The 23,849-nt window shown below is 31.4% G+C and carries 23 protein-coding genes; 18 read left to right on the top strand and 5 right to left on the bottom strand.

Annotation, left to right across the window (positions count from 1 at the left end; all coding sequences use genetic code 11):
* The first annotated feature begins 8 nt into the window (after window positions 1-8).
* Genes CS884_RS05510 through abc-f form a run of 3 tightly spaced genes read left to right on the top strand, consistent with a single transcriptional unit; the run spans window position 9 to window position 3,284 of the window.
* Complete coding sequence (locus CS884_RS05510; protein ID WP_099321056.1) at window positions 9-731, top strand: hypothetical protein; 723 nt, start codon at window positions 9-11, stop codon at window positions 729-731.
* Entirely contained in the window at window positions 724-1,362 is a 639-nt protein-coding gene (locus CS884_RS05505; RefSeq protein WP_099321760.1) for a redox-sensing transcriptional repressor Rex, read from the top strand. Before CS884_RS05510 ends, CS884_RS05505 begins: the two co-directional genes overlap by 8 nt.
* Window positions 1,362-3,284, top strand: coding sequence for a ribosomal protection-like ABC-F family protein (gene abc-f, locus CS884_RS05500; RefSeq protein WP_099321055.1), 1,923 nt, complete (start codon window positions 1,362-1,364; stop codon window positions 3,282-3,284). Before CS884_RS05505 ends, abc-f begins: the two co-directional genes overlap by 1 nt.
* A 43-nt stretch (window positions 3,285-3,327) precedes the next feature.
* On the opposite strand, the gene CS884_RS05495 is transcribed toward abc-f, so the two are convergent.
* Window positions 3,328-3,951, bottom strand: a complete 624-nt coding sequence (locus tag CS884_RS05495) for a thiamine diphosphokinase (protein ID WP_099321054.1) — start codon at window positions 3,949-3,951, stop codon at window positions 3,328-3,330.
* 113 nt (window positions 3,952-4,064) lie between these two features.
* Between CS884_RS05495 and CS884_RS05490 the strand changes: the two genes are divergently transcribed.
* From CS884_RS05490 to CS884_RS05420, 15 genes are all read left to right on the top strand, one after another.
* Complete coding sequence (locus tag CS884_RS05490; protein ID WP_257875764.1) at window positions 4,065-5,264, top strand: AI-2E family transporter; 1,200 nt, start codon at window positions 4,065-4,067, stop codon at window positions 5,262-5,264.
* The gene (locus tag CS884_RS05485; protein ID WP_099321052.1) at window positions 5,251-5,853 is read left to right on the top strand and encodes a hypothetical protein; all 603 of its coding nucleotides are present in this window, start codon (window positions 5,251-5,253) and stop codon (window positions 5,851-5,853) included. Before CS884_RS05490 ends, CS884_RS05485 begins: the two co-directional genes overlap by 14 nt.
* Before the next feature lie 19 nt (window positions 5,854-5,872).
* Window positions 5,873-6,175, top strand: a complete 303-nt coding sequence (locus CS884_RS05480) for a hypothetical protein (protein ID WP_257875763.1) — start codon at window positions 5,873-5,875, stop codon at window positions 6,173-6,175.
* 10 nt (window positions 6,176-6,185) lie between these two features.
* Window positions 6,186-7,694: a 4-alpha-glucanotransferase gene (gene malQ, locus CS884_RS05475; RefSeq protein ID WP_099321050.1), complete on the top strand. Its 1,509-nt coding sequence runs from the start codon at window positions 6,186-6,188 to the stop codon at window positions 7,692-7,694.
* Window positions 7,687-10,086 (top strand): glycogen/starch/alpha-glucan phosphorylase, encoded by a 2,400-nt coding sequence (locus tag CS884_RS05470; protein ID WP_099321049.1) that lies wholly within the window; start codon window positions 7,687-7,689, stop codon window positions 10,084-10,086. The genes malQ and CS884_RS05470 overlap by 8 nt, the downstream gene beginning before the upstream one ends.
* Entirely contained in the window at window positions 10,079-10,873 is a 795-nt protein-coding gene (locus CS884_RS05465; RefSeq protein WP_099321048.1) for a ZIP family metal transporter, read from the top strand. The genes CS884_RS05470 and CS884_RS05465 overlap by 8 nt, the downstream gene beginning before the upstream one ends.
* Before the next feature lie 106 nt (window positions 10,874-10,979).
* Window positions 10,980-11,795: a diadenylate cyclase CdaA gene (cdaA, locus tag CS884_RS05460; protein WP_099321047.1), complete on the top strand. Its 816-nt coding sequence runs from the start codon at window positions 10,980-10,982 to the stop codon at window positions 11,793-11,795.
* The gene (locus CS884_RS05455; protein ID WP_180753301.1) at window positions 11,785-12,744 is read left to right on the top strand and encodes a YbbR-like domain-containing protein; all 960 of its coding nucleotides are present in this window, start codon (window positions 11,785-11,787) and stop codon (window positions 12,742-12,744) included. The genes cdaA and CS884_RS05455 overlap by 11 nt, the downstream gene beginning before the upstream one ends.
* On the top strand, window positions 12,725-14,041 hold the full coding sequence (locus CS884_RS05450) for a CCA tRNA nucleotidyltransferase (protein WP_180753300.1): 1,317 nt from the start codon (window positions 12,725-12,727) through the stop codon (window positions 14,039-14,041). Before CS884_RS05455 ends, CS884_RS05450 begins: the two co-directional genes overlap by 20 nt.
* Window positions 14,042-14,107: 66 nt before the next feature.
* Window positions 14,108-15,475 (top strand): trigger factor, encoded by a 1,368-nt coding sequence (gene tig / locus CS884_RS05445; protein WP_099321045.1) that lies wholly within the window; start codon window positions 14,108-14,110, stop codon window positions 15,473-15,475.
* 36 nt (window positions 15,476-15,511) lie between these two features.
* Complete coding sequence (clpP, locus tag CS884_RS05440) at window positions 15,512-16,105, top strand: ATP-dependent Clp endopeptidase proteolytic subunit ClpP (RefSeq protein ID WP_099321044.1); 594 nt, start codon at window positions 15,512-15,514, stop codon at window positions 16,103-16,105.
* A gap of 3 nt (window positions 16,106-16,108) precedes the next feature.
* Window positions 16,109-17,329, top strand: coding sequence for an ATP-dependent Clp protease ATP-binding subunit ClpX (clpX, locus tag CS884_RS05435; RefSeq protein ID WP_099321043.1), 1,221 nt, complete (start codon window positions 16,109-16,111; stop codon window positions 17,327-17,329).
* A gap of 45 nt (window positions 17,330-17,374) precedes the next feature.
* Window positions 17,375-19,705, top strand: a complete 2,331-nt coding sequence (gene lon, locus CS884_RS05430) for an endopeptidase La (protein ID WP_099321758.1) — start codon at window positions 17,375-17,377, stop codon at window positions 19,703-19,705.
* The gene (yihA, locus tag CS884_RS05425; RefSeq protein ID WP_099321042.1) at window positions 19,702-20,289 is read left to right on the top strand and encodes a ribosome biogenesis GTP-binding protein YihA/YsxC; all 588 of its coding nucleotides are present in this window, start codon (window positions 19,702-19,704) and stop codon (window positions 20,287-20,289) included. The genes lon and yihA overlap by 4 nt, the downstream gene beginning before the upstream one ends.
* 36 nt (window positions 20,290-20,325) lie before the next feature.
* Window positions 20,326-20,967 (top strand): HAD family phosphatase, encoded by a 642-nt coding sequence (locus CS884_RS05420; RefSeq protein ID WP_099321041.1) that lies wholly within the window; start codon window positions 20,326-20,328, stop codon window positions 20,965-20,967.
* 51 nt (window positions 20,968-21,018) lie between these two features.
* On the opposite strand, the gene agaD is transcribed toward CS884_RS05420, so the two are convergent.
* The 4 genes from agaD to CS884_RS05400 form a co-directional block, all read right to left on the bottom strand.
* A complete protein-coding gene (agaD, locus tag CS884_RS05415; RefSeq protein WP_219350579.1) occupies window positions 21,019-21,831 on the bottom strand; it encodes a PTS galactosamine transporter subunit IID in 813 nt (270 codons plus the stop codon).
* Window positions 21,821-22,615 carry a PTS galactosamine transporter subunit IIC gene (agaC, locus tag CS884_RS05410; protein WP_099321039.1) on the bottom strand — a complete coding sequence of 265 codons (795 nt, stop codon included), beginning with the start codon at window positions 22,613-22,615 and terminating at the stop codon, window positions 21,821-21,823. Before agaC ends, agaD begins: the two co-directional genes overlap by 11 nt.
* An 8-nt stretch (window positions 22,616-22,623) precedes the next feature.
* Window positions 22,624-23,097, bottom strand: coding sequence for a PTS galactosamine transporter subunit IIB (agaB, locus tag CS884_RS05405; protein ID WP_099321038.1), 474 nt, complete (start codon window positions 23,095-23,097; stop codon window positions 22,624-22,626).
* A gap of 111 nt (window positions 23,098-23,208) precedes the next feature.
* Window positions 23,209-23,784 (bottom strand): xanthine phosphoribosyltransferase, encoded by a 576-nt coding sequence (locus CS884_RS05400; protein ID WP_099321037.1) that lies wholly within the window; start codon window positions 23,782-23,784, stop codon window positions 23,209-23,211.
* Window positions 23,785-23,849: the final 65 nt, after the last annotated feature.

Raw genomic sequence — 23,849 nt, 5'->3', positions numbered from 1 at the left:
AGGCCAAAGTGGAAAAAAAATTTGAAAAAACTCTAAGTCAAATAATAAGCACGATGATACTTTTAGTTTTCCTATTAACCATGATATCGATAAGAACAAATATTTGGATACTAAATTATTTATGGTCGGGATTATTTGTTATCTCATGGATAAGTTTGCTAATTTTTACAATTTTTGTGCTAATAAAAAAAGATACCTATGGAATTTCCATATTTATTGCTATAATGACGGCAATAGGCTTTGCTATCCTAAGTGTTCCATCTCTTTTGATTTTAGGTAAATTTATCCCTCTTATACCAATGAATTTAACTTACCATATAAAAGTTTTGGATCAAAATAGCCAAGTAATAATATATAACACCTTAATGATGTTATATTCTCTTCACCTAATCCATATAATAATATTAAATAGAAGGGCAAGAACTATTGCAAATGTTGAAAAATCATTAGAAGCGATCAAGGAAAATAATATAGAAAACAATAAAGAAGAAATCACAGCTGCAAAAGAAGATGAGAATCAAAAGGCAGAAGAGAATATTGATGCAAATCTAAGTGAAAAATCATTAGAAAATGATAATGTTTCTACTGATAATATAGAAAATAGTGAAAAAATTGCCTATGATCCAGAAATTAACAAAGATTTAGGGTATAATAATGAAAAAGTAGTACTTGTAGAAGAATTAACAGATGAAGATCTAGATTTTATGGAAAGCGGGAATGAAAATGACTAAAGAAAGTGGAGTATCATTAGCAGTAATAAAAAGATTACCAAAATATTATAGGTATCTTGAAAGCATCAACGATAAAGGAATAGTAAGAGTATCATCAAAAGAATTATCTGATATAACAGGACTAACAGCCAGCCAAATTAGACAAGACCTAAATCACTATGGTTGCTTTGGTCAACAAGGTTATGGTTACAATGTTAGAGATTTGATGGACGAATTGTCAAAAATTATTGGAGTTAATAAAAAATATTCCATGGTATTAATAGGCTATGGAAATATTGGACACGCACTTTACCAATATTCTTCATTTAAGGATCTCGGTTACACTTTTAGTGCAGTTTTTGATAAAAATACAAAACAAAAAACCAAAGACGGCGAAGATATTTACGGCATAGAAGATTTATCTGATTATTTGAAAAAAAATAATATTGATATAGGAATAATTGCAACTCCTAAAGAAGTTTCTCAAGAAATTTGTGATATATTATGTAAGAGAGAAGTAAAAGGGATTTGGAATTTTTCTCCAGTAGATTTAAAAACATCTAACGGAGTGGTTCTAGAAAATGTTCATCTTGATGAATCTTTGTTTACCCTAACTTATTTTATTAATTCTCCAGAGGATTATAATTATTAATGAATGTATTACAAGTAAGTAATCTAAGCAAATCTTATCCAACCAAGGATATATTTTCAAACATCAATTTTATAATTGAAAAGGGTGATAAGGCAGGACTCATTGGCAATAATGGGGCTGGCAAATCCACCCTTTTTAAAATTCTAACAGATGAAATTTCAAAAGATGATGGAGAAATTTTTATTCCCAATGGTGTAAAAATAGGATATTTAGAACAACAATTATCGATAAAAAGCCACCAAAGCATCTACGATTATTGTCTTGGTGTTTTTAAAGATCTTATAGATATAGAAAAAAAACTAAGGGAAATTGAAATAAAACTTGCAAAAGAAAACCTAAATCAAAAAGAACAAGATGATTTATTGCACGAACACAACAGACTTTTTGAAGAATTTGAAGAAAAGAATGGTTACCAAATAAAATCTGAACTTGAAGGAACTCTTAAAGCCATGGGATTTTCTGATGAGGATTTTGACAAGGACATACAAACATTATCAGGTGGACAAAAAGCCAGAGTCGAATTGGCCTATCTTTTGTTAGAAAAACCAGATTTGATTTTGCTAGATGAGCCGACCAACCATTTAGATATAAACGCCATCAAGTTTTTGGAAGTTTTTGTCAAAAACTACCAGGGATCAGTAATAGTAATATCCCACGATAGGTATTTCTTAGATAACACTGTAAATAAAATTTTATTTTTAGATAATGGATCTTTAAACACTTATGATGGCAATTATACAAGCTTTATCAAAAAGCGAAAAAAAGATCTGGAATCCCGTTACCATCAGTACAAAAACCAGCAAAAAGAAATAGATAGGCAAGAAGAAATTATTTATAGGCTAAAAAATCAAGGCGGTTCCAAAAGAAAAAGAGGAATTTCTCAATCAAGATCACGTCAAAAACTTCTTGATAAGATGGAAAAAATTGAAAATCCCAATAAGCCTAATCATCTTATGAAATTAAAATTAACCCCAAGAATTTTAAGCGGCCAAGATGTTTTAGCTGTAGACAAACTTTCTAAGACTTTTGATCAAAAAGAAATTTTTTCAAATATTTCTTTTAAACTCTTTAGATCTGAAAGAACTGCAATAATTGGAGAAAATGGAGTAGGCAAAACTACCTTGTTTAAAATAATTTTGGGAGAAGAAAATCCTACAAGCGGCAAAGTTTACCTCGGTCAAAGCGTACATATTGGGTATTTTGACCAAGAGCAAAAATCTTTGGACTTATCAAACACGATTTTTAATGAAATTAGTGAAACTTATCCTATGCTTACAAATTTTGAAATAAGATCCTATTTGGCCAAATTTATGTTTTACAATGACGATGTCGATAGGGAAATTTCTGAGCTTTCTGGTGGAGAAAGAGCTAGAATTTCACTACTTAAACTGATGATTTCTGATAATAACTTCATATTGATGGATGAGCCGACCAATCATTTGGATATAGATTCAAAAGAAATTTTGGAAGATTCAATTCTTGATTATGAAGGAAGCCTATTAATAATAAGCCACGATAGGTATTTTCTAAATAAAATTGCAAGTAAAATTTTGCTTATGGAAAGTAAGCAGATGACAGAATATCTGGGCAATTACGATTACTATGAGAAAAAACTAAGCGAAGCAAAAGAAGAGCCAAAGGCTAAAAAAGAAATAAGTAAAACTCAACTTGTAAAAGAAAAGAAAAAAATAAATCTTAAAAAAAATGAGATTAGAAAAATTAAGGCAGAAATCAAAGAGATAGAAGAAAGACACATAGAAATTGACGAAAAAATCAAAGAATTGACAAATTTAACCCTAGAAGAAAACTTCTATGCCGACCAAATACAAGTAAAAGAAACCTTTGATCAAATAAAAACTTTAGAAGAAGAAAAGACAATACTTGATGACAGGTGGCTAGAATTAAGCATGGAAATAGAATAACATCAAAAAAAGCTATTGGCAATTAATTTTACCAATAGTTTTTTTACATTTTTTTACTTTCGAAAATTACCAGCAAATAGCCGCTTTCTAGACTTATAGAAAAATCCTTGCCGATAGTTTCATTTGAAACTCCTAGACTATCGTCAAAACTAAGATCATAATTATTTAATTCGTAGAAAAGATTTCTTATGCATATTGACTTAGCCATATTTTCCAAAGCAAAAATTGAAACATAAAAATCTTCCTCGGAATTTTTAAATTCATAAGAAAATTTATCATCTATAATAAAAATTTTCTTATTTTTACTTCTAAAACTTACATTTATCCCTTCTTTTTTTAACTTTAGGGCATTTCTAATATTTGAAATAAAATGAGAATCGCGTCCGCCAAGTCCACCGTAGATGATAATTTCCTTATAACCCTTTTCAACTGCAATCATCAAAGCTGCCATGGTATCTGTATAGTCTTTAATGGGATTAAGAGTTATTACATTTTCTCCATCAGGTTTGGTCGATGAATCAAAATCACCAATTACAATATCAAGGTCAATCTCAGAATCTTTGGCGTAAATATAACCCTTATCGGCGGCTATTACTAAATCACTTTTATCAATTGTGTCAAAAAAACCATCAAATTCTCCAGCTGAAATTATATAGCATTTATTCATTAAAATCTCCTTATATACTTACCATTATTTTACCCATTTTTGATAATTTAGAGAAATATGGTAATTAGTGGTAAAATTAACTTAAGTACTGACTGAAAGAAGGAAATAATATTATGAATTTAAATATTAAAGAAAATGAAATATTAAAAACATTGCTTATAGGCTTGGGAGTATTTTTTATTTTTTGGTATATGGGAAATATACTTAAGTTTATAAAAGATTTTTTAAAAATTATACAACCTTTCATCGCGGGATTTATGGTTGCTTATATCATCAATATACCAATGAATTTTTTTTATAGGCTTATTAGAGAAAATTACAAAGATCCACAACATGAAAAGTTGATCAGATTTTTTTCTTTGGTTCTAAGCTGGATTAGTATTATAGTAATAGGACTTTTACTTTTAAATATTTTAATTCCACAAATAATAAATTCTGCTTTTGCTCTAACGAGAAAATGGCCGCAATTTGTCAAAGAAATTTATAAATTAATGAAAACCAACTCAATTACAGAAAATTACGCCGATAGTTTTTACGACATGGCAAATGGAGTAAATTGGCTAAGTATTAATGGACCTTTATTTAGAATTTTTAAGACAAATGAAGTTAGTTTATTTACAATGACATCGTCTGTTATAAATTCTGTAAGTTCAAGTGCAATTACAGTCTTTACTGTTTTTGTATTTTCAATATTTGTCCTTCTTTACAAAGATATGCTAGCTCTTCATGGCAACAAGATTTTGTATGCGATTTTTAAAGAAGATACTGGAGATTATATAAATAGAGTTTTTAGTATTGCCTATCACACCTTCAAAGATTACCTATTTTCAAGATTAATTGCCGTAGCCATGCTTATAACATTAACATATATAGGAATGCTCATTTTTAGAATACCAAATGCACCGATGATTTCTATTTTGGTAGGTCTTAGTGATTTGATACCGATTTTTGGACCTATTTTTGGGGCAGGAATTTCTGCTGTTCTAATTTTTATAGAATCACCATTTAAAGCCTTGATATTTCTAATTTATGATATAATAATTCAACAAGTTCAAGAAAATGTAATTTATCCTGCAATTGCAACTGCACAAGTTGGACTTCCTGCAGTTTGGGTTTTGGCAAGTGTAACAATTGGAGGTTCATTGTTTGGAATTATCGGTATGCTTGTAAGTATTCCAGTTGCATCTGTAATTTACACTCTAGTTCACGAAAAAATTGACGCTAGATTAATCAAAAAAGGATACACTATGGAAGATATTATCAATAAAAAGAAAAAAGATTTTCACAAGGAACCAGCAGATGAAATTGATTAATAGTGAAGTTGGTAAATTTTTGCCGATAAAAACTGATAGAGGAATATATTATGGAGGCTTTCAAAATTCCTTAGAAGCTATGGGAGTTTCAAAGTTTTATAGAGATAGATCTTGTGTGGTAACAGCTTTTACCAACGCATATTTATATATGTATGAAAAAAACAAAGTATTTAGCTTAGAAGAATACAATGATTTTCATTATGATTTTTATAAAAAACTCACCCCTCACATAAATGGTGTTCCTACAGTCATTTCCTTGGATAGAAGAGTTAACAAAATTAGACTTGAAAGAAATTTGCTTTTAAAAAGTCATATAAAAGAAGAACTAATAATTAAAGCTCCTTTAAGTGAAAAGATAGATTTTATAAACGAAGCTTTGGCAAAAGACCTACCAGTAATATTAATAAATTGGATAAGCAACGACATAAAAGTAATGAACCACCATGGAGTTGTAATTACTGAATTAAATGATATGGGCAATTACCATGAACTTGTAGTTTCTAGTTGGGGAAGGCTTTATAGGATAAATTTTAACGAATTTGACAAGCAATTTAGGACTTACACTGGTCTTATATATTTTCAGAGATAAAATTATGCAAGAGAAATTTATGAAAGTTGAGGTATTTATTCCCTTAGCTAACAAGGAAAAATTAATTGATGCCCTAACAAGCTGTGGAATTTTAAAATACGAAAATTACGACAGAGTCTACAGTCAAACAAAAGTTCTCGGTCATTTTATACCGTTGGAAAATGCAAATCCATTTATAGGAGAAAAAAAAGAAGAAAGTCAAGTTGAAGAAGTTAAGCTTGAATTTAGAATAAAAGCTAAAGATAAAGAAAGAGCCTTTAAAATAATAAAAGAAAACCACCCCTATGAGATTCCTGTAATAAATTTTATAGAGCTATTGTAAGGAGTAAGAAATGGCGATAAAACAAGAAAGACTAAAAAGATCAAATGGAGTTATTATTCCTATATTTTCTATTCCTTCACCCTACGGAATAGGAACTTTTGGCAAAGATGCTTACAAGGTAGTTGATTTTATTTCAGCTGCATCAATAAAATATTGGCAAATTTTACCCCTAGGGCAAACTTCCTATGGAGATAGTCCTTATCAATCCTTTTCATCTTTTGCAGGCAACCCCTATTTTGTAGACTTGGATTTACTAATTGAAGATGGACTCTTGGAAAAAGAAGATTTGGAATCGTTAAATTTTGGCGATCATGAAAGATATGTGGATTATGCCATCCAATATAATTTAAGATATAGAATCTTAGAAAAGGCCTATCAAAATTCAAAAGGAAAATTAGATAAAGAAATAAAAGAATTTAGAAAAAAAGAAGCCTTTTGGATAGAAGATTATGCTTTATTTATGGCAATCAAAAAAGATAAACTTGACATAAGCTGGGTAGAATGGGAAGAAGCTTTAAGAGATAGGGATCCTAAAGCCCTAGAAGATTTTAGAAAAAAACACAAAGAAGATATTAATTTTTATGTATTTATCCAATATGAATTCTTCAAACAATGGGAAAAACTAAAAGAATACACCAACAGAAGAAATATTGAAATCATAGGAGATTTGCCAATTTATGTAGCCTATGATTCTTCTGATGCATGGGTAAATTCTCATATATTACAAATTGACCCAAAAGATAAAAAACCACTAATAGTTGGAGGAGCTCCACCAGATTCATATTCTGAAGATGGGCAACTTTGGGGCAATCCTTGCTATGATTGGGATAAGATGAAGAAAGATTCATTTAGTTTTTGGATAAAAAGAATAGAAATGGCTTTTAGAACTTGTGATCTTCTACGTCTAGATCATTTTAGAGGTTTCGAAAAATATTATGCAATTCCAGCAACAGATGAAAACGCAAAATTCGGCAAGTGGGAAGAAGCTTATGGCTATGAACTTTTTGACCTAATAAAAGAAAAATTTCCAGATAAGAAATTTATAGCAGAAGATTTAGGCTACATCACCAAAGAAGTAAATGAGTTAAAAGATTACTATGGGATGTCTGGAATGAATGTAATCCAATTTGCCTTTGGAGAAAATTTTGATAGTAATTATCTACCACACAATTATAAAAGAAATTCCACAGTTTATTCATCAACTCACGATTCTTCAACCTTAAAAGGTTGGATTGACGAGATGGATGAGGAAGAGCTGGATTTAATTGAAAGATATTTCGACTTGGACAAAGATGATAACTACCAGTGGAAAATTATTAGAAATTTGATGGCATCAGTTTCTGATGTAGCAATATTTGAAATCCAAGATTTCTTGGAATTTGATAATACTTCACAAATCAATAGGCCAGGAACTTTAGGCGATAATTGGAAATGGAGAGCAAAAAAAGAAGATTTTACAGAAGAATTGGCATTAAAAATTAAAGAAATGTCAAAATTATATGGGAGATACAATGGATAAGAATCAAAAGGATAAATTTGTAGAAGACTATATAGAAAACCTGCAAAGAATAACTTTAAAAAGTTTTGATGATACGAGCGAAAAAGACAAATATGATGCACTTTGCGATACAATAATGCAAAGAATAAATAAGGAATGGAGACAATCAAAATCTGATTCCAGATATGAAAGATCTGCTTATTATTTTTCTGCAGAGTTTTTAATAGGAAGATCTCTAGGCAATAATTTAATAAATCTAGGAATTTATGATGAAGTAAAAGAATTATTAAATTCAATTGGGATTGACTTTGAAGCCATAGAAGATTATGAAGATGATGCAGCCCTTGGAAATGGTGGATTAGGAAGGCTTGCCGCTTGCTTTATGGATTCAGCTGCAACTCAAAATATAAACATGTACGGTTATGGAGTTCGCTATAGAGAAGGCTTATTTAAACAATCATTTGAAAATGGCTTCCAAAAAGAAAACGGAGATAGCTGGCTAAAAGATGGAGATGAATGGTCAATAAGAGTTGATTCAGATTCAAAAATAGTAAATTTTAAAGATCAACAAGTAAAGGCTGTTCCTTACGATATGCCTGTAGTAGGCTTAGAAAATGGCAAGGTAAACACACTTCGACTATGGCAAAGTGAGCCTTTTGAAGAATTTCAATTTGATAAATTTAATAATTTTGAATATGATGCCGCAGTTGAAGAAAAAAACAGAGCAGAAGATATAACAAGAGTTTTATATCCAAATGATATTCAAAGAGCTGGAAGACTATTAAGACTAAAGCAACAATATTTCTTTGTTTCAGCTTCCATCCAGGACTTGGTGGAAAAATATAAGAGATATTTTTCAGATGATATGCGTTTTGAAAACTTCCACAAATATCATGTAATTCAGCTAAATGATACCCATCCAAATATTGCCATAGCTGAGCTTATAAGAGTTTTGGTAGATGAAAATGGTCTTAACTTTAATGAAGCTTTAGAAATTTGTAAAAAAGTTTTTGCCTTTACCAACCACACCGTTTTGCAAGAAGCTATTGAAAAATGGCCGATTGATATAGTTAGAGAAGTTTCGCCAAGATGTTTGGAAATCATCTATCAAATCAACAATATTTTGGTAGAGGAATTTAAAGGAAAAGGACTTAATGATTTTGATATCGATCCTTATAGAATCGTTATAAATGATCAAGTTCACATGGCAAATTTGGCGATTTATGTTGGATTTTCAGTAAATGGAGTAGCAGAACTTCATACACAAATCCTTAAAAATGATACCTTTAAACACTGGTATAAAATATATCCTTACAAATTTAACAACAAGACAAATGGAATCACACCAAGAAGATGGCTACTTTATGCAAATAGAGATCTAGCAAGCTTTATAAGCAGAAAACTTGGAAACGATGATTGGAAATATCATCTTGAAAAATTAGAAGGCTTAGGAAAATACGTCGACGACAAAGAAACTTTGGAAGAACTTTGGCAAATCAAACAAAAAAATAAAAATAAACTTGCAAGATATATTTTGGAGCATGAAGGAATTAAAATTGATCCAAATTCTATATTTGACATACAGGTAAAAAGAATTCACGAATACAAACGTCAACACCTAAATATCCTCCATATTATTTATCTTTACCATAAGCTAAAGGAAAATCCTAATATGGACTTTTATCCAACAACCTTTATCTTTGGTGGGAAAGCTGCACCTGGATATTTTAGAGCAAAGGCGATTATTAAACTTGCCAATGAAGTTGCAAGAGTTGTAAACAATGATCCAGATGTAAATAAAAAAATGAAGGTAGTTTTTGTAGAAAACTTTAGAGTTTCTTATGGAGAAAAAATCTATCCGGCAGCTGATGTATCAGAGCAAATCTCCACTGCTGGCAAAGAAGCAAGTGGAACAGGCAATATGAAATTTATGCTAAATGGAGCCTTAACCCTTGGAACTTATGATGGAGCAAATATAGAAATATTTGAAAAAGCTGGCGAAGAAAATAATTACAGATTTGGAAAAACTGTCGAAGAATTAAAAGAGATTGAAAAAACCTACAACCCTGTAAAGCTTTACCAAACGGATTCTAATATAAGAAATGCCATCGATGCTTTAGTAAATGGAGAACTTTGGGATAATAACTCATTTATGTTTTTAGATATTTATAACGAGCTTATTAATCCTCAAGATTCTTCTCGAGGCGATAGATACTATGTTTTGGAAGATTTTGAATCTTATAGAAAAACTAGTGAAATAATAAATCATGACTATAGAGATAAGTTAACTTGGTCTAAAAAATGCTTAATCAACATTGCTAACGCTGGATTCTTCTCATCAGATCGAACAATTATTGATTATGCAGATGAAATTTGGAAGATAGATTCTCCAACTTATAAAAAGTATGAATAAAGATATAATATTAGGACTATTAATTCCTTTCATTGGCACAACTTTAGGTGCTGCTTGTGTTTTTTTCATGAAAGATGAAATTAACCCAAAAGTTCAAAAAGCCTTGTCAGGCTTTGCAGCAGGGGTTATGGTTGCAGCAAGCATTTGGTCGCTATTAATGCCTGCTATGGAAATGGTAAATGAGAAAATGGGCAGAATGTCTTGGATTCCAGCTTCTGTTGGATTTTTGATAGGTGTATTTTTCCTATTATTTCTAGATAGTGCCATTCCCCATCAGCACATAGACTCTGATAAGCCTGAAGGTTTAAAAAATGAAAGTTTGAGAAGAACTACAATGATGGTTTTAGCTGTAGTAATCCACAACATTCCAGAAGGAATGGCTGTTGGAGTTTCCTTTGCGGGAGTTATTTATGGTCATGGTCAAGTAACTATGACCCAAGCTTTAGTTTTAGCCATAGGAATTGCTATACAAAATTTCCCAGAAGGTGCGATAATTTCTATGCCATTAAAATCTGTTGGATCAAGTAGAAATAAAGCTTTTTGGGCAGGAGTTGGTTCTGGAGCAGTTGAACCAATAGCTGCGGTTATAACTATTTTGCTATCACAAATAATGATCCCAATTTTGCCATATTTATTGGCCTTTGCTGCTGGTGCAATGTTTTATGTAGTTGTAGAAGAACTAATCCCAGAAGCAACAGGTGAAGGAGAAAACCATACCAATGTTGGAACTTTGGGATTTGCAGCAGGTTTTGTAATAATGATGATCTTAGATGTAATGCTAGGATAGAAAAATTCTTGCACTCACTTTTCTTGTGGGTGCTTTTTTATTATATTTACTATCTTTTGAGCCTAAAAATAGTAATATATTAGTAGAGCATAAAAAGGGGAAACATATGAATTATCTATCAAATTTTATGAATTCAATATCATTAATAAGAGTGACAGATATTATAGATATAGCGATAATATCCTTTGCAGTCTACAAATTATTTTCACTTTTAAGAAATACAAGAGCTGAGCAAGTATTAAATGGGCTAATAATTGTATTATTATTTGCATCTTTGGCTGATATTTTAAATCTAAACACAGTAGGCTGGGTAATGAACCAGTTTTTGACAGTAGCACTTGTATTTATCATAGTTGTCTTTCAACCTGAGCTTAGATCTGCTCTAGAGAGGATAGGCAGAGGCAAATCAATTCTAACAGGCGAAAGAGCCAAAAGAAGCGAGAAAACCATAAACGAACTTGTAAATGCAGCAAGCTCTCTATCAAGACAAAAAATAGGAGCTTTAGTTGTTTTGCAAAGAGAAGTTGGCCTAAATGACATTGTTGAAAGTGGAACAGAGCTTCATGCTGATGTCTCAAGCGAGCTTTTGATTAATATTTTTATTCCAAACACACCCTTGCATGATGGAGCAGTAATAATAAACGATAATCAAATTATAGCTGCAGCTTGCTACTTGCCTTTGTCAAATTCCAACACAATCTCAAAAGAATTAGGAACAAGACATAGAGCAGCTGTTGGAATATCAGAAAGATCAGATTCCATTGTCTTAGTCGTCTCAGAAGAAACAGGCAATATTTCAGTTATAGAAGCTGGAAGAATTGACAGATACTTTGATAGCGAGTCGCTAAGTCTAAGGCTTAAAAAAGATTTAACATTTGAACCTATTAAAGATAATAAAGAAGGTGAAAATGATGAAAAATAACGATAATAAACTAAAAATCCTATCAGTAATCGTAGCAATATTTATGTGGACTTATGTAATTAATTCTACAAACCCAACTGTCAACAAAGTCTTTAGATCAATTCCAGTTGTAATTAAAAACCAAGAAAATTTGGAAAAATCTGGCTATGTTATAGTTGGAGGTGATCAAAGCTTTACAACAACTGTAAAATTAAAGGGAACAAGGGAAAAAATCATAGACCTTAAAGCAGAAAATATCTATGCATCAGTAGATATTTCTGACCTAAGAGAAGGAATCCAATCTTTGGCAATAAAAGTAGACACACCATCAGGGGTAAGTGTTGAAAGTAGCGATCCTAACCAAATAAACTTAAATATACAAAAGCTAATAACAAAAAAATTACCAGTAAATCTAATAATAAAAGACAACATAAAAGATGGAAGAATTGTCGAAGTAAACGACATAAAACCTAAAGAAATAACGGTGAAAGGCCCTGCAAGCCTTATAAATAAGGTTGATAGATGCGAGGTAAAGGTAGATGATCTTAATCTTTTAGATGGAAAAGTTCATAATCTTAATTTGCAAGTTGTAGATAGGTCTGGAAATCCTATAGGAGATGTCAAAAAATCAGATGAGGATGTAAATATTTCTTTCAAAGTTTACGAAACCAAGAAAGTAAATATAAAATTAAATACATTTGGAGTTATAAACAACTTATACGAGGAAGTATCAAGGACGATTAACCCAGAAAGCATCGTAATAAAAGCACCCGAATCAGTACTAAAAGATGTCAATGAGATTTTAACCAAACCAGTAAATGTAAACGGCTTAAGATTCACTGCAACTGGGGAAGTCGAGCTTGATTTGCCAGAATCTGTAGAAATATATAATGGAGAAAATAAGGTAAATTACAAAATCGAAATGAGAAAAATCATAATTCCTAAAGAAGATGAAAATGATAAGCAATGATGAGATATTGTTCCTATTAGAAAAAGCAGGTTACAAATCTTACCTAGTAGGAGGTTGTCTTAGGGATAGTCTACTAAATAAAGAAAGTCATGACGTAGACATATGCACCCAAGCTTTGCCAGATGAAATTCTTGAAGTTTTTAAGGATTATAAAACCATTGATATAGGTAAAAAATTTGGGACTATAAAAGTAATCTACGGTGATTTTGAGTATGAAATCACCACAATGCGCAAAGAGTCTTCTTATAATGATAAAAGACATCCAGATAAAGTAGATTTTACAAAAGATATAGTAGAAGATCTTAAAAGACGTGATTTTACCATAAATGCTATGGCAAAAAGAAAAGACGAAATTATCGATCCTTTTGATGGCCAAGCTGATCTAAAGAAAAAAATAATAAGAGCTGTTGGAGATCCAGTAGCTAGGATAAACGAAGATTTACTAAGATCGCTAAGAGCAGTAAGATTTGCTACAAGCCTTGATTTTCAAATAGAAGAAAATTTAAAAAAAGCCATAAAAAACAAGGCAAGTAGTATCAATGAAATTTCTAAAGAGCGAATAAGAGAAGAAATAAATAAAATCCTTCTTTCTAATAAACCATCAAGAGGCATTAGACTTTTAGATGAGCTGGGACTTTTAGAATTTATATTTCCAGAAGTTTTTAGAACTAAAGGCTTTAACCAACATTCAACTTTTCACAAAGACGATGTATACAACCACAGCTTAAATGTTTTGGATAAGACAAAGGCCAATCTAAATATTAGAATGGCAGCCCTTTACCATGATGTAGGCAAAATTGACACATTTTTCTTAGACGAAAATGGTGAAGGGAGATTTTTTGGCCACCAGAAAGTTTCTGAAAATTCCCTAAGAGAAAGGTTAAAGATTCTTAAATACTCCAACAAGTTTATAGAAGATACGACAATTTTAGTAAGGCGTCATATGGATAATACCAATACTTACACCAAAAAATCTGTTAGAAAACTTCTAAGAAATCTAGGAGAAGAAAATTTGCTTAATTTATTTGATTTACAAAAAGCAGATGTTTTAAGCACTACTTTTAGCGATGCTTCCAATATAGATCTGGGATTAAAAATTTTAGAAGAAGTAAAAAACGATGAAATTCCCAAAAATAGAAGTGAAATTGCCATAAATGGCAAGGATTTAATCCTTCTAGGTTACAAAGAAGGAGTAGAGTTAGGAAATAAATTAAAAGATATAGAAAATTTAATTTATGATGAAAAATTAAAAAATAATAAAGATGATATTATAAAATATATTAAAGAAAATAGGTAAAATATTGATAGATAAATATTTTAGAGTATATTAAAAAAATGAGTAGCTATCAAGCAGGAGGAATAAATGACAGAATTAAAATCTCATGAAAATAATTTAGCAAAATTTGAATTTGAAGTAGCTTATGATGAATTTGAAAAGGCTATAAATAAAGTTTATAACAAAAATAAGAATAGATATAGACTAGATGGATTTAGAAAAGGCCATGTACCAAGAAGAATTTTAGAAAAAATGTACGGACCAGAAATCTTTTATGATGAAGCAATCCAAATAGTATTTCCAGAGCCTTACCAAAAAGCAGTTGAAGAATTAGGCTTAGAAGTAATTGACCAACCAAATGTAGATCTTGATGATATAGAAAAAGGAAAAGACATTACTTTTAAAGTAGATGTTGAAACTAAACCTCATCCAGTTTTGGGCGATTACGATAAAATGATTATCGAAGAAGTTGACGCAAATGTAACAGATGAAGATATAGATAATCGTCTAAAGAAAGAACAAGAAGAAAATGCTAGAATCGTCCCAGTTGAAGATAGAGAAGCAAAAATGGGAGATACAGTAAATATTGATTTTGATGGTTTCCTTGATGGGGAAAGATTTGAAGGTGGAAAAGCTGAAGATTATGATCTTGAATTAGGATCAAATACTTTCATCAAAGGCTTTGAAGATCAAGTTGTAGGTCACAAAAAAGGCGATAAATTTGATGTCAATGTAACATTCCCTAAAGATTATCAAGCAAAAGAATTCCAAGGCAAAGATGCAAAATTTGAGGTAGAAATCAATTCAATTACAGAAAAAGAACTTCCTGAAATTGACGATGAATTTGCTATGGATATTTCAGAATTTGAAACTCTTGATGAACTTAAAAATGATTTAAGAGAAAAAATAAAAGAAGAAAAAGAAAACAATAGAACAAATATTATGCAAAATCAAGCAGTTGATGCTTTGGTAAAATTAAGTGAAGTTTCCGCACCAGAATCAATGATTAGAAATGAAATTGATATTGAAATGCAAAATCTTGACCAAAGACTTCAACAAATGGGTATTTCTCTAAGCCAATATATTGAAATGACTAAGATGGATATAAACCAAATTAGAAGTCAATATAGAAATTCTGCTATTGCAAAAGTAAAAGCAAACTTAGTTATAGATGAAGTTGCCCTAAAAGAAGGCTTTGATGCAACAGATGAAGAAATTGAAGAAGAAATCAACGAGTCAGCTAAAATGTATGGTGTTGACGATATCGAAAAATTCAAAGAAATCTTTAGAAAGAACGTATCAAACGATACAGTAAAAGAAAATATCAAAAGACGTAAAGCAGTTGAATTTTTAGTAGAAAAAGCAAAAGCTTTGCCTCATGAAGAATATCATAAGGCTGTTGCTGAAAATGAAGACCACAAAGAAGAATCTAAAGAAGAAAGCGAAGATAAGTAGATATCAAACTCCATTATAAATTTAAAGGAGATTTGTATGAATACTAGAAATTATTTAGTTCCAACAGTTGTTGAGCAAACAAATAGAGGCGAAAGAGCCTATGATATATATTCAAGACTTTTAAAAGATAGGATAATTTTCCTATCTGGAGAAGTCAACGATCAAATGAGCGATATAATCATAGCCCAATTGCTATTTTTGGAAAGTGAAGATCCAGATAAGGACATACAATTTTATATAAACTCACCAGGAGGAGTTGTAACAAGTGGACTTGCTATATATGATACTATGAACTATATCAAGCCAGATGTTTCAACGATTTGTATAGGTCAAGCTGCAAGTATGGGTGCTGTACTTTTATCCTCAGGTGCAAAGGGCAAAAGATTTTCTTTGCCAAATTCTAACATAATGATCCATCAACCATCAGGTGGAGCCCAAGGTCAGGCTTCTGATATTGTAATCCAAGCTGAGCAAATCATTAAGATTAAAGATAGATTAAATAAAATTTTGGCAGCTAATACTGGTCAAACTCTTAAAAAAATCGAAAAAGATACAGATAGAGATTTTTCCATGACAGCTAGCGAAGCTTTAGAATATGGCTTGATTGACAAAGTTATAGAAAGTAAGTAGATAATGGCAAATTTAGAATCTGATGATATGAGATGCTCTTTTTGTGGCAAAGATAGCTCACAAGTTGAAAGGCTAATTGCAGGACCAGATGTATACATTTGTAACGAATGTGTCGCCTTATGCCAGCAAATAATTGATTTTGATAGCAAAGAAAATCCCGAAGATGATTTTACAGAAATCGACCTATCTACACCAGTAGAAATAAATGAATTTCTAAATGAATATGTTATAGGTCAAGAAGAAGCCAAAAAAATCTTAGCTGTAGCTGTTTATAACCACTATAAGAGAATAAATTCTAATAAAACTAACGATGATGTTGAGCTTAACAAGTCAAATATTTTAATGCTTGGGCCAACTGGTTCTGGTAAAACACTTCTTGCCCAAACACTTGCTAGAAAGCTAAATGTTCCTTTTGCCATTGCAGATGCGACAAGCCTTACAGAAGCAGGTTATGTGGGAGAAGATGTTGAAAATATTATCTTGAAACTCATACAAGCTGCTGATTATGATATTGACTTGGCTGAGCATGGAATAATTTATGTAGATGAAATCGATAAAATCACTAGAAAAAGTGAAAATCCATCCATAACTCGTGATGTATCTGGTGAGGGAGTTCAACAAGCTTTATTAAAGCTAATTGAAGGAACTGAAGCCAATGTTCCGCCACAAGGAGGCAGAAAACATCCAAGTCAAGAATATATTAGGGTTGACACTACAAATATTTTATTTATCCTAGGTGGAGCTTTTGACGGAATTGAAGATATAATCAACAGAAGACAAGCTCAAAAGACTATAGGATTTGGAGCTGACATAAAACCTTCTGATCATAAGGCAAATCTATCCGATGTAAATACCGAAGATTTACTAAAATATGGTCTAATTCCAGAATTTGTAGGGAGAGTTCCAATTATTGTTACCTTAGATAGTTTGGACGAAAACGCACTAGTTAGAATCCTAAAAGAGCCGAAAAATTCACTTGTTAAACAATACCAAAAGATGCTTGAATTGGATAATGTCAAGCTAACTTTTGAAGATGATGCCCTAAAAGCTATAGCTGATAAGGCTATAAAACAAAAAACTGGTGCTCGTGGACTTAGAACTATACTTGAAGATTTACTATTAGATGTGATGTATGAAATCCCATCCAAAGCCGATATAAAAGAAGTTGTAGTAACAAAAGAATCTATTGACGATAAGAGTAAACTAAAATATAAGAAAAGATAAGATAAGGGGATGGTTGCCATTCCCTTTTTTGAAAGAGAAATAATAATGAATGATGTTTATAAAATAAGTAAAAGTGAATATCCTCTTATCCCTCTTAGGGGATTATGGGCCTTTCCTAACACCATCCTAAATTTTGATTGTGCAAGATCTATATCAAAAAAAGCTATCGAAGATGCAAATTTACGAAACACTGATGTTTTTTTGGTAAATCAAAAAAATATTTTTGACGAAAATCCAAATTCGGATAGCCTTTATGATTATGGAATGGTCGTTAGCATTAAGGAATCCTTTAATCTTCCAAATGGCGATATAAGAGTTTATGTAAGTGCAAAAGCAATTGGAAAAATCGAAGAAGTTAGGATAGCTGAGGGTTTTTACAAAGCCAAAGTCACTGAATATAAATATATTGAAGAAGATGAAGAAATAACACCAAGAAAAGAAGCTTTAAGAAAATTATTGATAGATGATTTTAAAAGATATGTCGAACTTGATGGAAATGTTTACGATGAATCAGTATTTTCCATAGGAGAAGTAACAAATCTTCATAAACTTGCCGATATAATTATCTATCATTTGGATTTAAAAGCCAATGAATATTACGATTTACTAAAAGAACTTGATAGTGAAAAAAGATTAACTCTTCTTCACCAAATTCTTTGCAAAGAAATCGACCTAAAAAATCTAAGCATTGAAATTGACCAAGAAGTTCAAGATAATATCAACCAATCACAAAAAGAATACTATCTTAGAGAAAAAATTGATGTAATAAAAAAAGAACTCAACGAAACAACCGGTGAATTCGAAAGCGAAACAGACGAATTAAGGGCAAAGATTGAAAAGCTAAAGATAGATAAAGATAGCAAGAAATCTCTATTTAAAGACCTTTCAAGACTAGAATCCATACCTGAAATGTCTCCTGATTATGGAGTTATAAGTGCTTATTTAGAATTTGCGGCAAATCTTCCTTGGAGCAAAAAATCAAAAGATTTACTAGACATAAGAAGAGCTGAACAAATCCTAAACGAAGATCATTACGGTCTTGATGAGGTCAAAGAAAGAATTCTAGAATCAATAGCAGTAAGAATCAAAAATAAAAACAACCAAGGATCTGTAATTTGTTTAGTTGGCCCTCCAGGAGTTGGAAAAACTTCAATAGCCAAATCCATAGCTCGTGCCTTAAATAGGAAATTTGTAACTATGAGATTGGGTGGAGTAACTGATGAAAGCGAGATAAGAGGCCACAGGAGAACTTATGTTGGAGCAATGGCTGGAAGAATCCTTACAAATATCAACAGAGCTGGAGTTAATAATCCAGTATTTTTGCTAGATGAGCTTGATAAATTAGGGTCAGACTTTAAGGGAGATCCATCATCAGCCTTATTAGAAGTTCTTGATCCTGAACAAAATGACAAATTCATAGATAGGTATCTTGATATTGCCTTTGATTTATCCGATGTATTTTTCATAACCACAGCCAACGATCCAAACGAAATTCCTGATCCGCTTTATGATAGGCTAGAAATTATCGAAATTTCCGGCTACACCATGAGCGAAAAAGAAAATATTGCTAGAAAATATTTGATAGGTAAAGAATTAGAAAAAAATGGCTTAAATGAAAAAGAGCTTTCAATTTCTGATAAAGTTATAGAAACAATTATCAAAAATTACACCAGAGAAGCTGGCGTTAGAGAATTGGAACGTCTTATAGATAAAATTTGCAGACGTGCAGTAAAGGAAATCCTAAAGGGCAAAAAATCTGTCAAAGTCACCATGGCAAATTATGAAAAATATTTAGGCAGAGAAAGATTTTTTGACGACCACATTTCAACCGTTGATAAGGTTGGAGTTGCAAATGGACTTGCTTGGACATCTGTGGGTGGAACTATGCTAACCATTGAGGCAAATGTCATGGATGGCAAGGGAAATGTGGAATTTACAGGATCTCTTGGAGATGTAATGAAAGAATCAGGTCAAGCTGCAATGACTTATATAAGATCAAATGCAAGAGACTTAGGAATTCGTGGCAAATTTTACGAAAATAAAGATATCCACGTTCATGTGCCAGAAGGAGCTACACCAAAAGATGGTCCATCTGCAGGAATAACCATGACAACTGCTATGGTTTCTTCACTAACAGGCAAAAAAGTTAGAAAAGATATAGCTATGACTGGTGAAGTTACAATAACTGGAGATGTTTTGCCAATTGGTGGCCTAAAGGAAAAAGCTCTAGCAGCTTACTCCTATGGCATAAGAGATGTGATAATTCCAGAAAAAAATAAAAAAGACACCTTAGATATACCAAAAGAAATTAGAGATAAGATCAATTTCATAGAAGTTTCCAATGTTTCTCAAGTTTTAGATAGGGCTTTGATATGAAATTTAAGGAAATAAAACTACAACAAGTGGCAGGCTTTAAATCTCAATGGCCAAAAGATGAGCTTTGTGAGATAGCCTTTGTTGGCAGATCTAATGTTGGCAAATCAACCTTTATAAACACTTTTCTAAATAGAAAAAATCTTGCAAAAACTTCATCAAAGCCTGGCAAAACTAGGACAATTAATTTTTATAATATAGATAATAAATTTAGACTTGTCGATTTGCCTGGTTATGGTTATGCTAAAGTTAGCAAGGCTGAAAAAGACAAATGGGATAAGCTAATAAACGAATATTTGCATCTAAGAGAAAATCTTAAAGAAGTATTTCTCTTGGTAGATATCAGACACGAGCCGACAGATCTTGATTTGCAAATGTATGAGTGGATCATAGAATCTGGCTTTACAGGCTTTATCATAGCTACAAAATACGACAAAATTTCAAAGGGAAACTTGCAAAAACACAAAAATCAAATAATGAAAAAGTTAAATATTGAAGATGACGGTCTGATTTTTGTTTATAGCTCTGAAACAGGTCACAACATAGACGTAATAAATGAGCAAGTTGAAGTAATAATAAATAGTTAGTAAAAAGCGAAATTGTGATTTAGAAAAGGAGAATTAATGAAATATAAGTTAGTAATATTTGATATGGACGGACTAATGTTAGATACAGAAATAATCTATCATAAGTCTTGGGAAAGCCTTGATGGTAAATATGATTTAACTTTTGATGATGAATTAAGGTCAAAAGTCTCTGGACTAAATGAAAGTACAATAAGAAAAGTTTTAAAAAAATACCTAGGTTCTGAAGAAAAAGTCCTAGAATTAAGAAAAGATTTAGAGGCTTACAGAGATAATTGGCTAAAAACCTACGATAAAAGCATAAAAAAAGAAGGCTTAGATGAATTATTAGAATTCCTAAGAGAAAATAATATCAGAGCCTGCATAGCATCATCAAATGATAGAGATAAGATTGAATATCTAATAGATAAAGAAAATATCGCCCATTATTTTGACTTTATAATCTCTGGAGAAGATGTAAAAAATAGTAAGCCAGATCCAGAAATTTTCATCAAAGCAGCTAAAAAAGCTGGAGTTTCCAAAGACCAAGCCCTAATCTTAGAAGATTCATACAATGGTTATCTAGCTTGCCAAAAATCTTCAATGGATTATTACATTATCCACGATTCAAGTTTTGAAAAATCATTTGAAGCCAAAAGAGAAGTAGAAAATCTTGCCCAAGTAATTGATAAAATAAAATAATTTAAAAACCCACTTTTAGAATTTTTCCTAAAAGTGGGTTTTTTAAATCTTCTATAGTATTCCTAGTAAGGATAAAATTATTGCTAATACAAAGGTTACAACTATTAGCATGATTGGACTAACGTGTTTTTTCCTTAGGAAATAGAATAATAAGAAAGTATATCCTATTGGCAAAATATTTGGCATAATTTTATCTAGTAAATCAGTTTGAATACTTACTGTATTGCCTGCGGCTGTTTGTATAGTTGAAACAACATCTATCTTGATGTATGAAGCAATTAATGCTCCAATTACTGTCATACCAAGAATTGTCGCAGCTTTTGATATAAGGGCAGATTCTTCTGATGAAAAATCCAAGGCGTTGATACCAAGCTTATATCCGGCTTTGGTTAGAGGAAATCTCAGTAGGTAAACCAAGATATAAACTATAAAAAAGATTATAGGACCTGCTATATTTCCCTCAAGTGCAAGTGAAGCTGTAATACCAGCGACAATTGGCAATAGGGTAAACCATAACAAGGAATCGCCAATACCGGCAAGTGGTCCAAAAAGACCAACTCTAAGTCCGTTTATTGTTTCCCTATTTTCACCATTTTCGTATAAAGATATTAGCATACCCATTAGAAATCCTGCCATTACATTGTGAGTGTTCATAAACTCAAGGTTATCATTCATGGCTATTGAAAGACCTTCTTTATCGTCCTTATATATTTTTTCAAGAGCTGGTAACATTGCAAGTTCCCAACCAGCTGCTTGCATTCTTTCGTAGTTGAAAGCAGCTTGAAGTAGGGTAGATCTTAAAGCAAGATTTGTGATGTCTTTGTCTGTTAAAACTTTTTCCTTAATTTTATCATTATATTCCATTACTATAATCCTCCTTTTCATCTGTTAGAAAAACTTCTTTATTGCTGTTATTTTTTTCTCTAAAGTAAGTTATCAAGGCAAATGAAGCACCGATTAGTGCTATTGGTAAAAGATTTGGAAATTCAATAAATGTTGCTAGAATAAAACCAATTACTAAATATGGAAGATATTCTAATTTAAACATTATATTAAGTAGCATTGCAAAACCAACTGCAGGTAAAATTCCTCCAGCAACTTCTAAGCCGTGTGTAAACCAAGCTGGCAAAGAATTTACTAAGTTTCTCATTAGATCTTGAGCAAGATAGGTAGATAAAAATACCACCAAAGCATAGGTTATAGCCACTATTATCATAGGTATTATTGTATATTTTCTAAAAGTTTTTCCATCTGCATTATTTGCAGCATTTTCCAATCTTACATTGAAAAATGAAAATATAGAATAATAAAATAGCAAAATATATTGCATTAGGAAAGAAAATGGCAAGGCAAGGCCTAATACTTCATTTTCATTTTTGCCAGTGGTATAGGCAAGAACTGTCGCCATAATTCCAGCCATAACAGGGTTTGGTGGTTGAGTTCCACCAGCTGGTGTAAGTCCTGCAAATGCAAGTTCTGTAAGACCTCCAGTTACAAGACCAATTCTTACATCTCCTAAAATTAATCCTGTTAGGGTGCAAACTATAATAGGTCTAAAGATGAATAATGCCTCAAGCCAGAAGTCAATTCCTACTATAAAAGCCATTAAGGCTAATAAAATTCCTTGTAATAAAGATATTTGATTCATAATAACTCCTAAATAACTTGATACTTAGTTTTTAATTTGCCAGGTACATCTTGGATAAAAATATTGATGCCCTTATTGGATAAATAATTTAGACAATCTATCTCACAATCATCGGCGTAAACTTTTGTGCTTATTTGCTTTTTGCCTTCAGATTGGTGCATATTGCCTATATTTAGGTCTTTGATTTCTACACCCTTATCTACTAAGGCCTTAACATCTTGTGGATTTTTGCAAACTAGAAAGATTTTTTGACTTGGAGCAGCCTTATCGATTATTGCAGCTGTTTTTTCAAGTGAGAAAAATCTAATGTCAAAACCTTGACTTTTTGCGATGACTGTCATCAACTTTTGTTGAATCTTATCTTCTGCTACTTCATCATTTGCTACGATTACTAGATTGGCATTTAAGTTTTTTGTCCAAGTTACGCCAACTTGGCCATGAACTAATCTGTTGTCAATTCTAGTTAGAATAATATTGTTCATAATAGCCTCCTTATAATCAATTATAGCATTGAGCTAAACTTCAATCAAATATAAAAAATAGGATATATAACATACACTGATTTTATGCAAAATATCCTAAATTTATAATTATTAATTTTCTTCAAATACAATCTTACCTGGTTCAAGCTTTGCAATTCTTGCTAAAGAATAAACAGGAATGTCCATATCTTCTATGATTTGTCTACCATTGGAGAAAGATTTTTCTATTACAATTCCACAACCAATAGGATTTGCGCCAGCTTGTCTGATAATTGCAATCATGCCCTTGGCTGCTTGTCCATTGGCAAGGAAGTCATCGATCATAAGTATATTTTCACCTTCATTTATGAATTTTTTTGAAACTATAAGCTCATTCATAACTTGTTTGGTAAATGAATATACACTTGAATGATAAATATTTTCATCGGTAGTTAGGGATTGTTTTTTTCTTGCAAAAACGCAATTTACCCCAAGTTTTTGAGCAGTTGCAAGAGCTGGGGCAATACCAGAAGATTCTACAGTTAGTATTTTATCTACCTTTTTGTCCTTAAAATAATTTGCAAATTCTTCTCCAATTTTGTCAATTAGATCCACATCGATTTGATGGTTTAAAAATGAATCAACTTTTAATATATCATTGCCAAGAACTATGCCCTCTTCTAAAATTTTTTCTTCTAATGCTTTCATGCTTACTCCTTATAAATTTCTTATGCTTATAATAGATTATACTAGTTGTAGTAGAAAAACCATAT

The organism is Anaerococcus sp. Marseille-P3625 (genome assembly GCF_900232825.1).
In the GTDB taxonomy this organism is placed as follows: Bacteria; Bacillota; Clostridia; order Tissierellales; family Peptoniphilaceae; genus Anaerococcus.
This window is presented reverse-complemented; position numbering and strand designations above follow the sequence as displayed.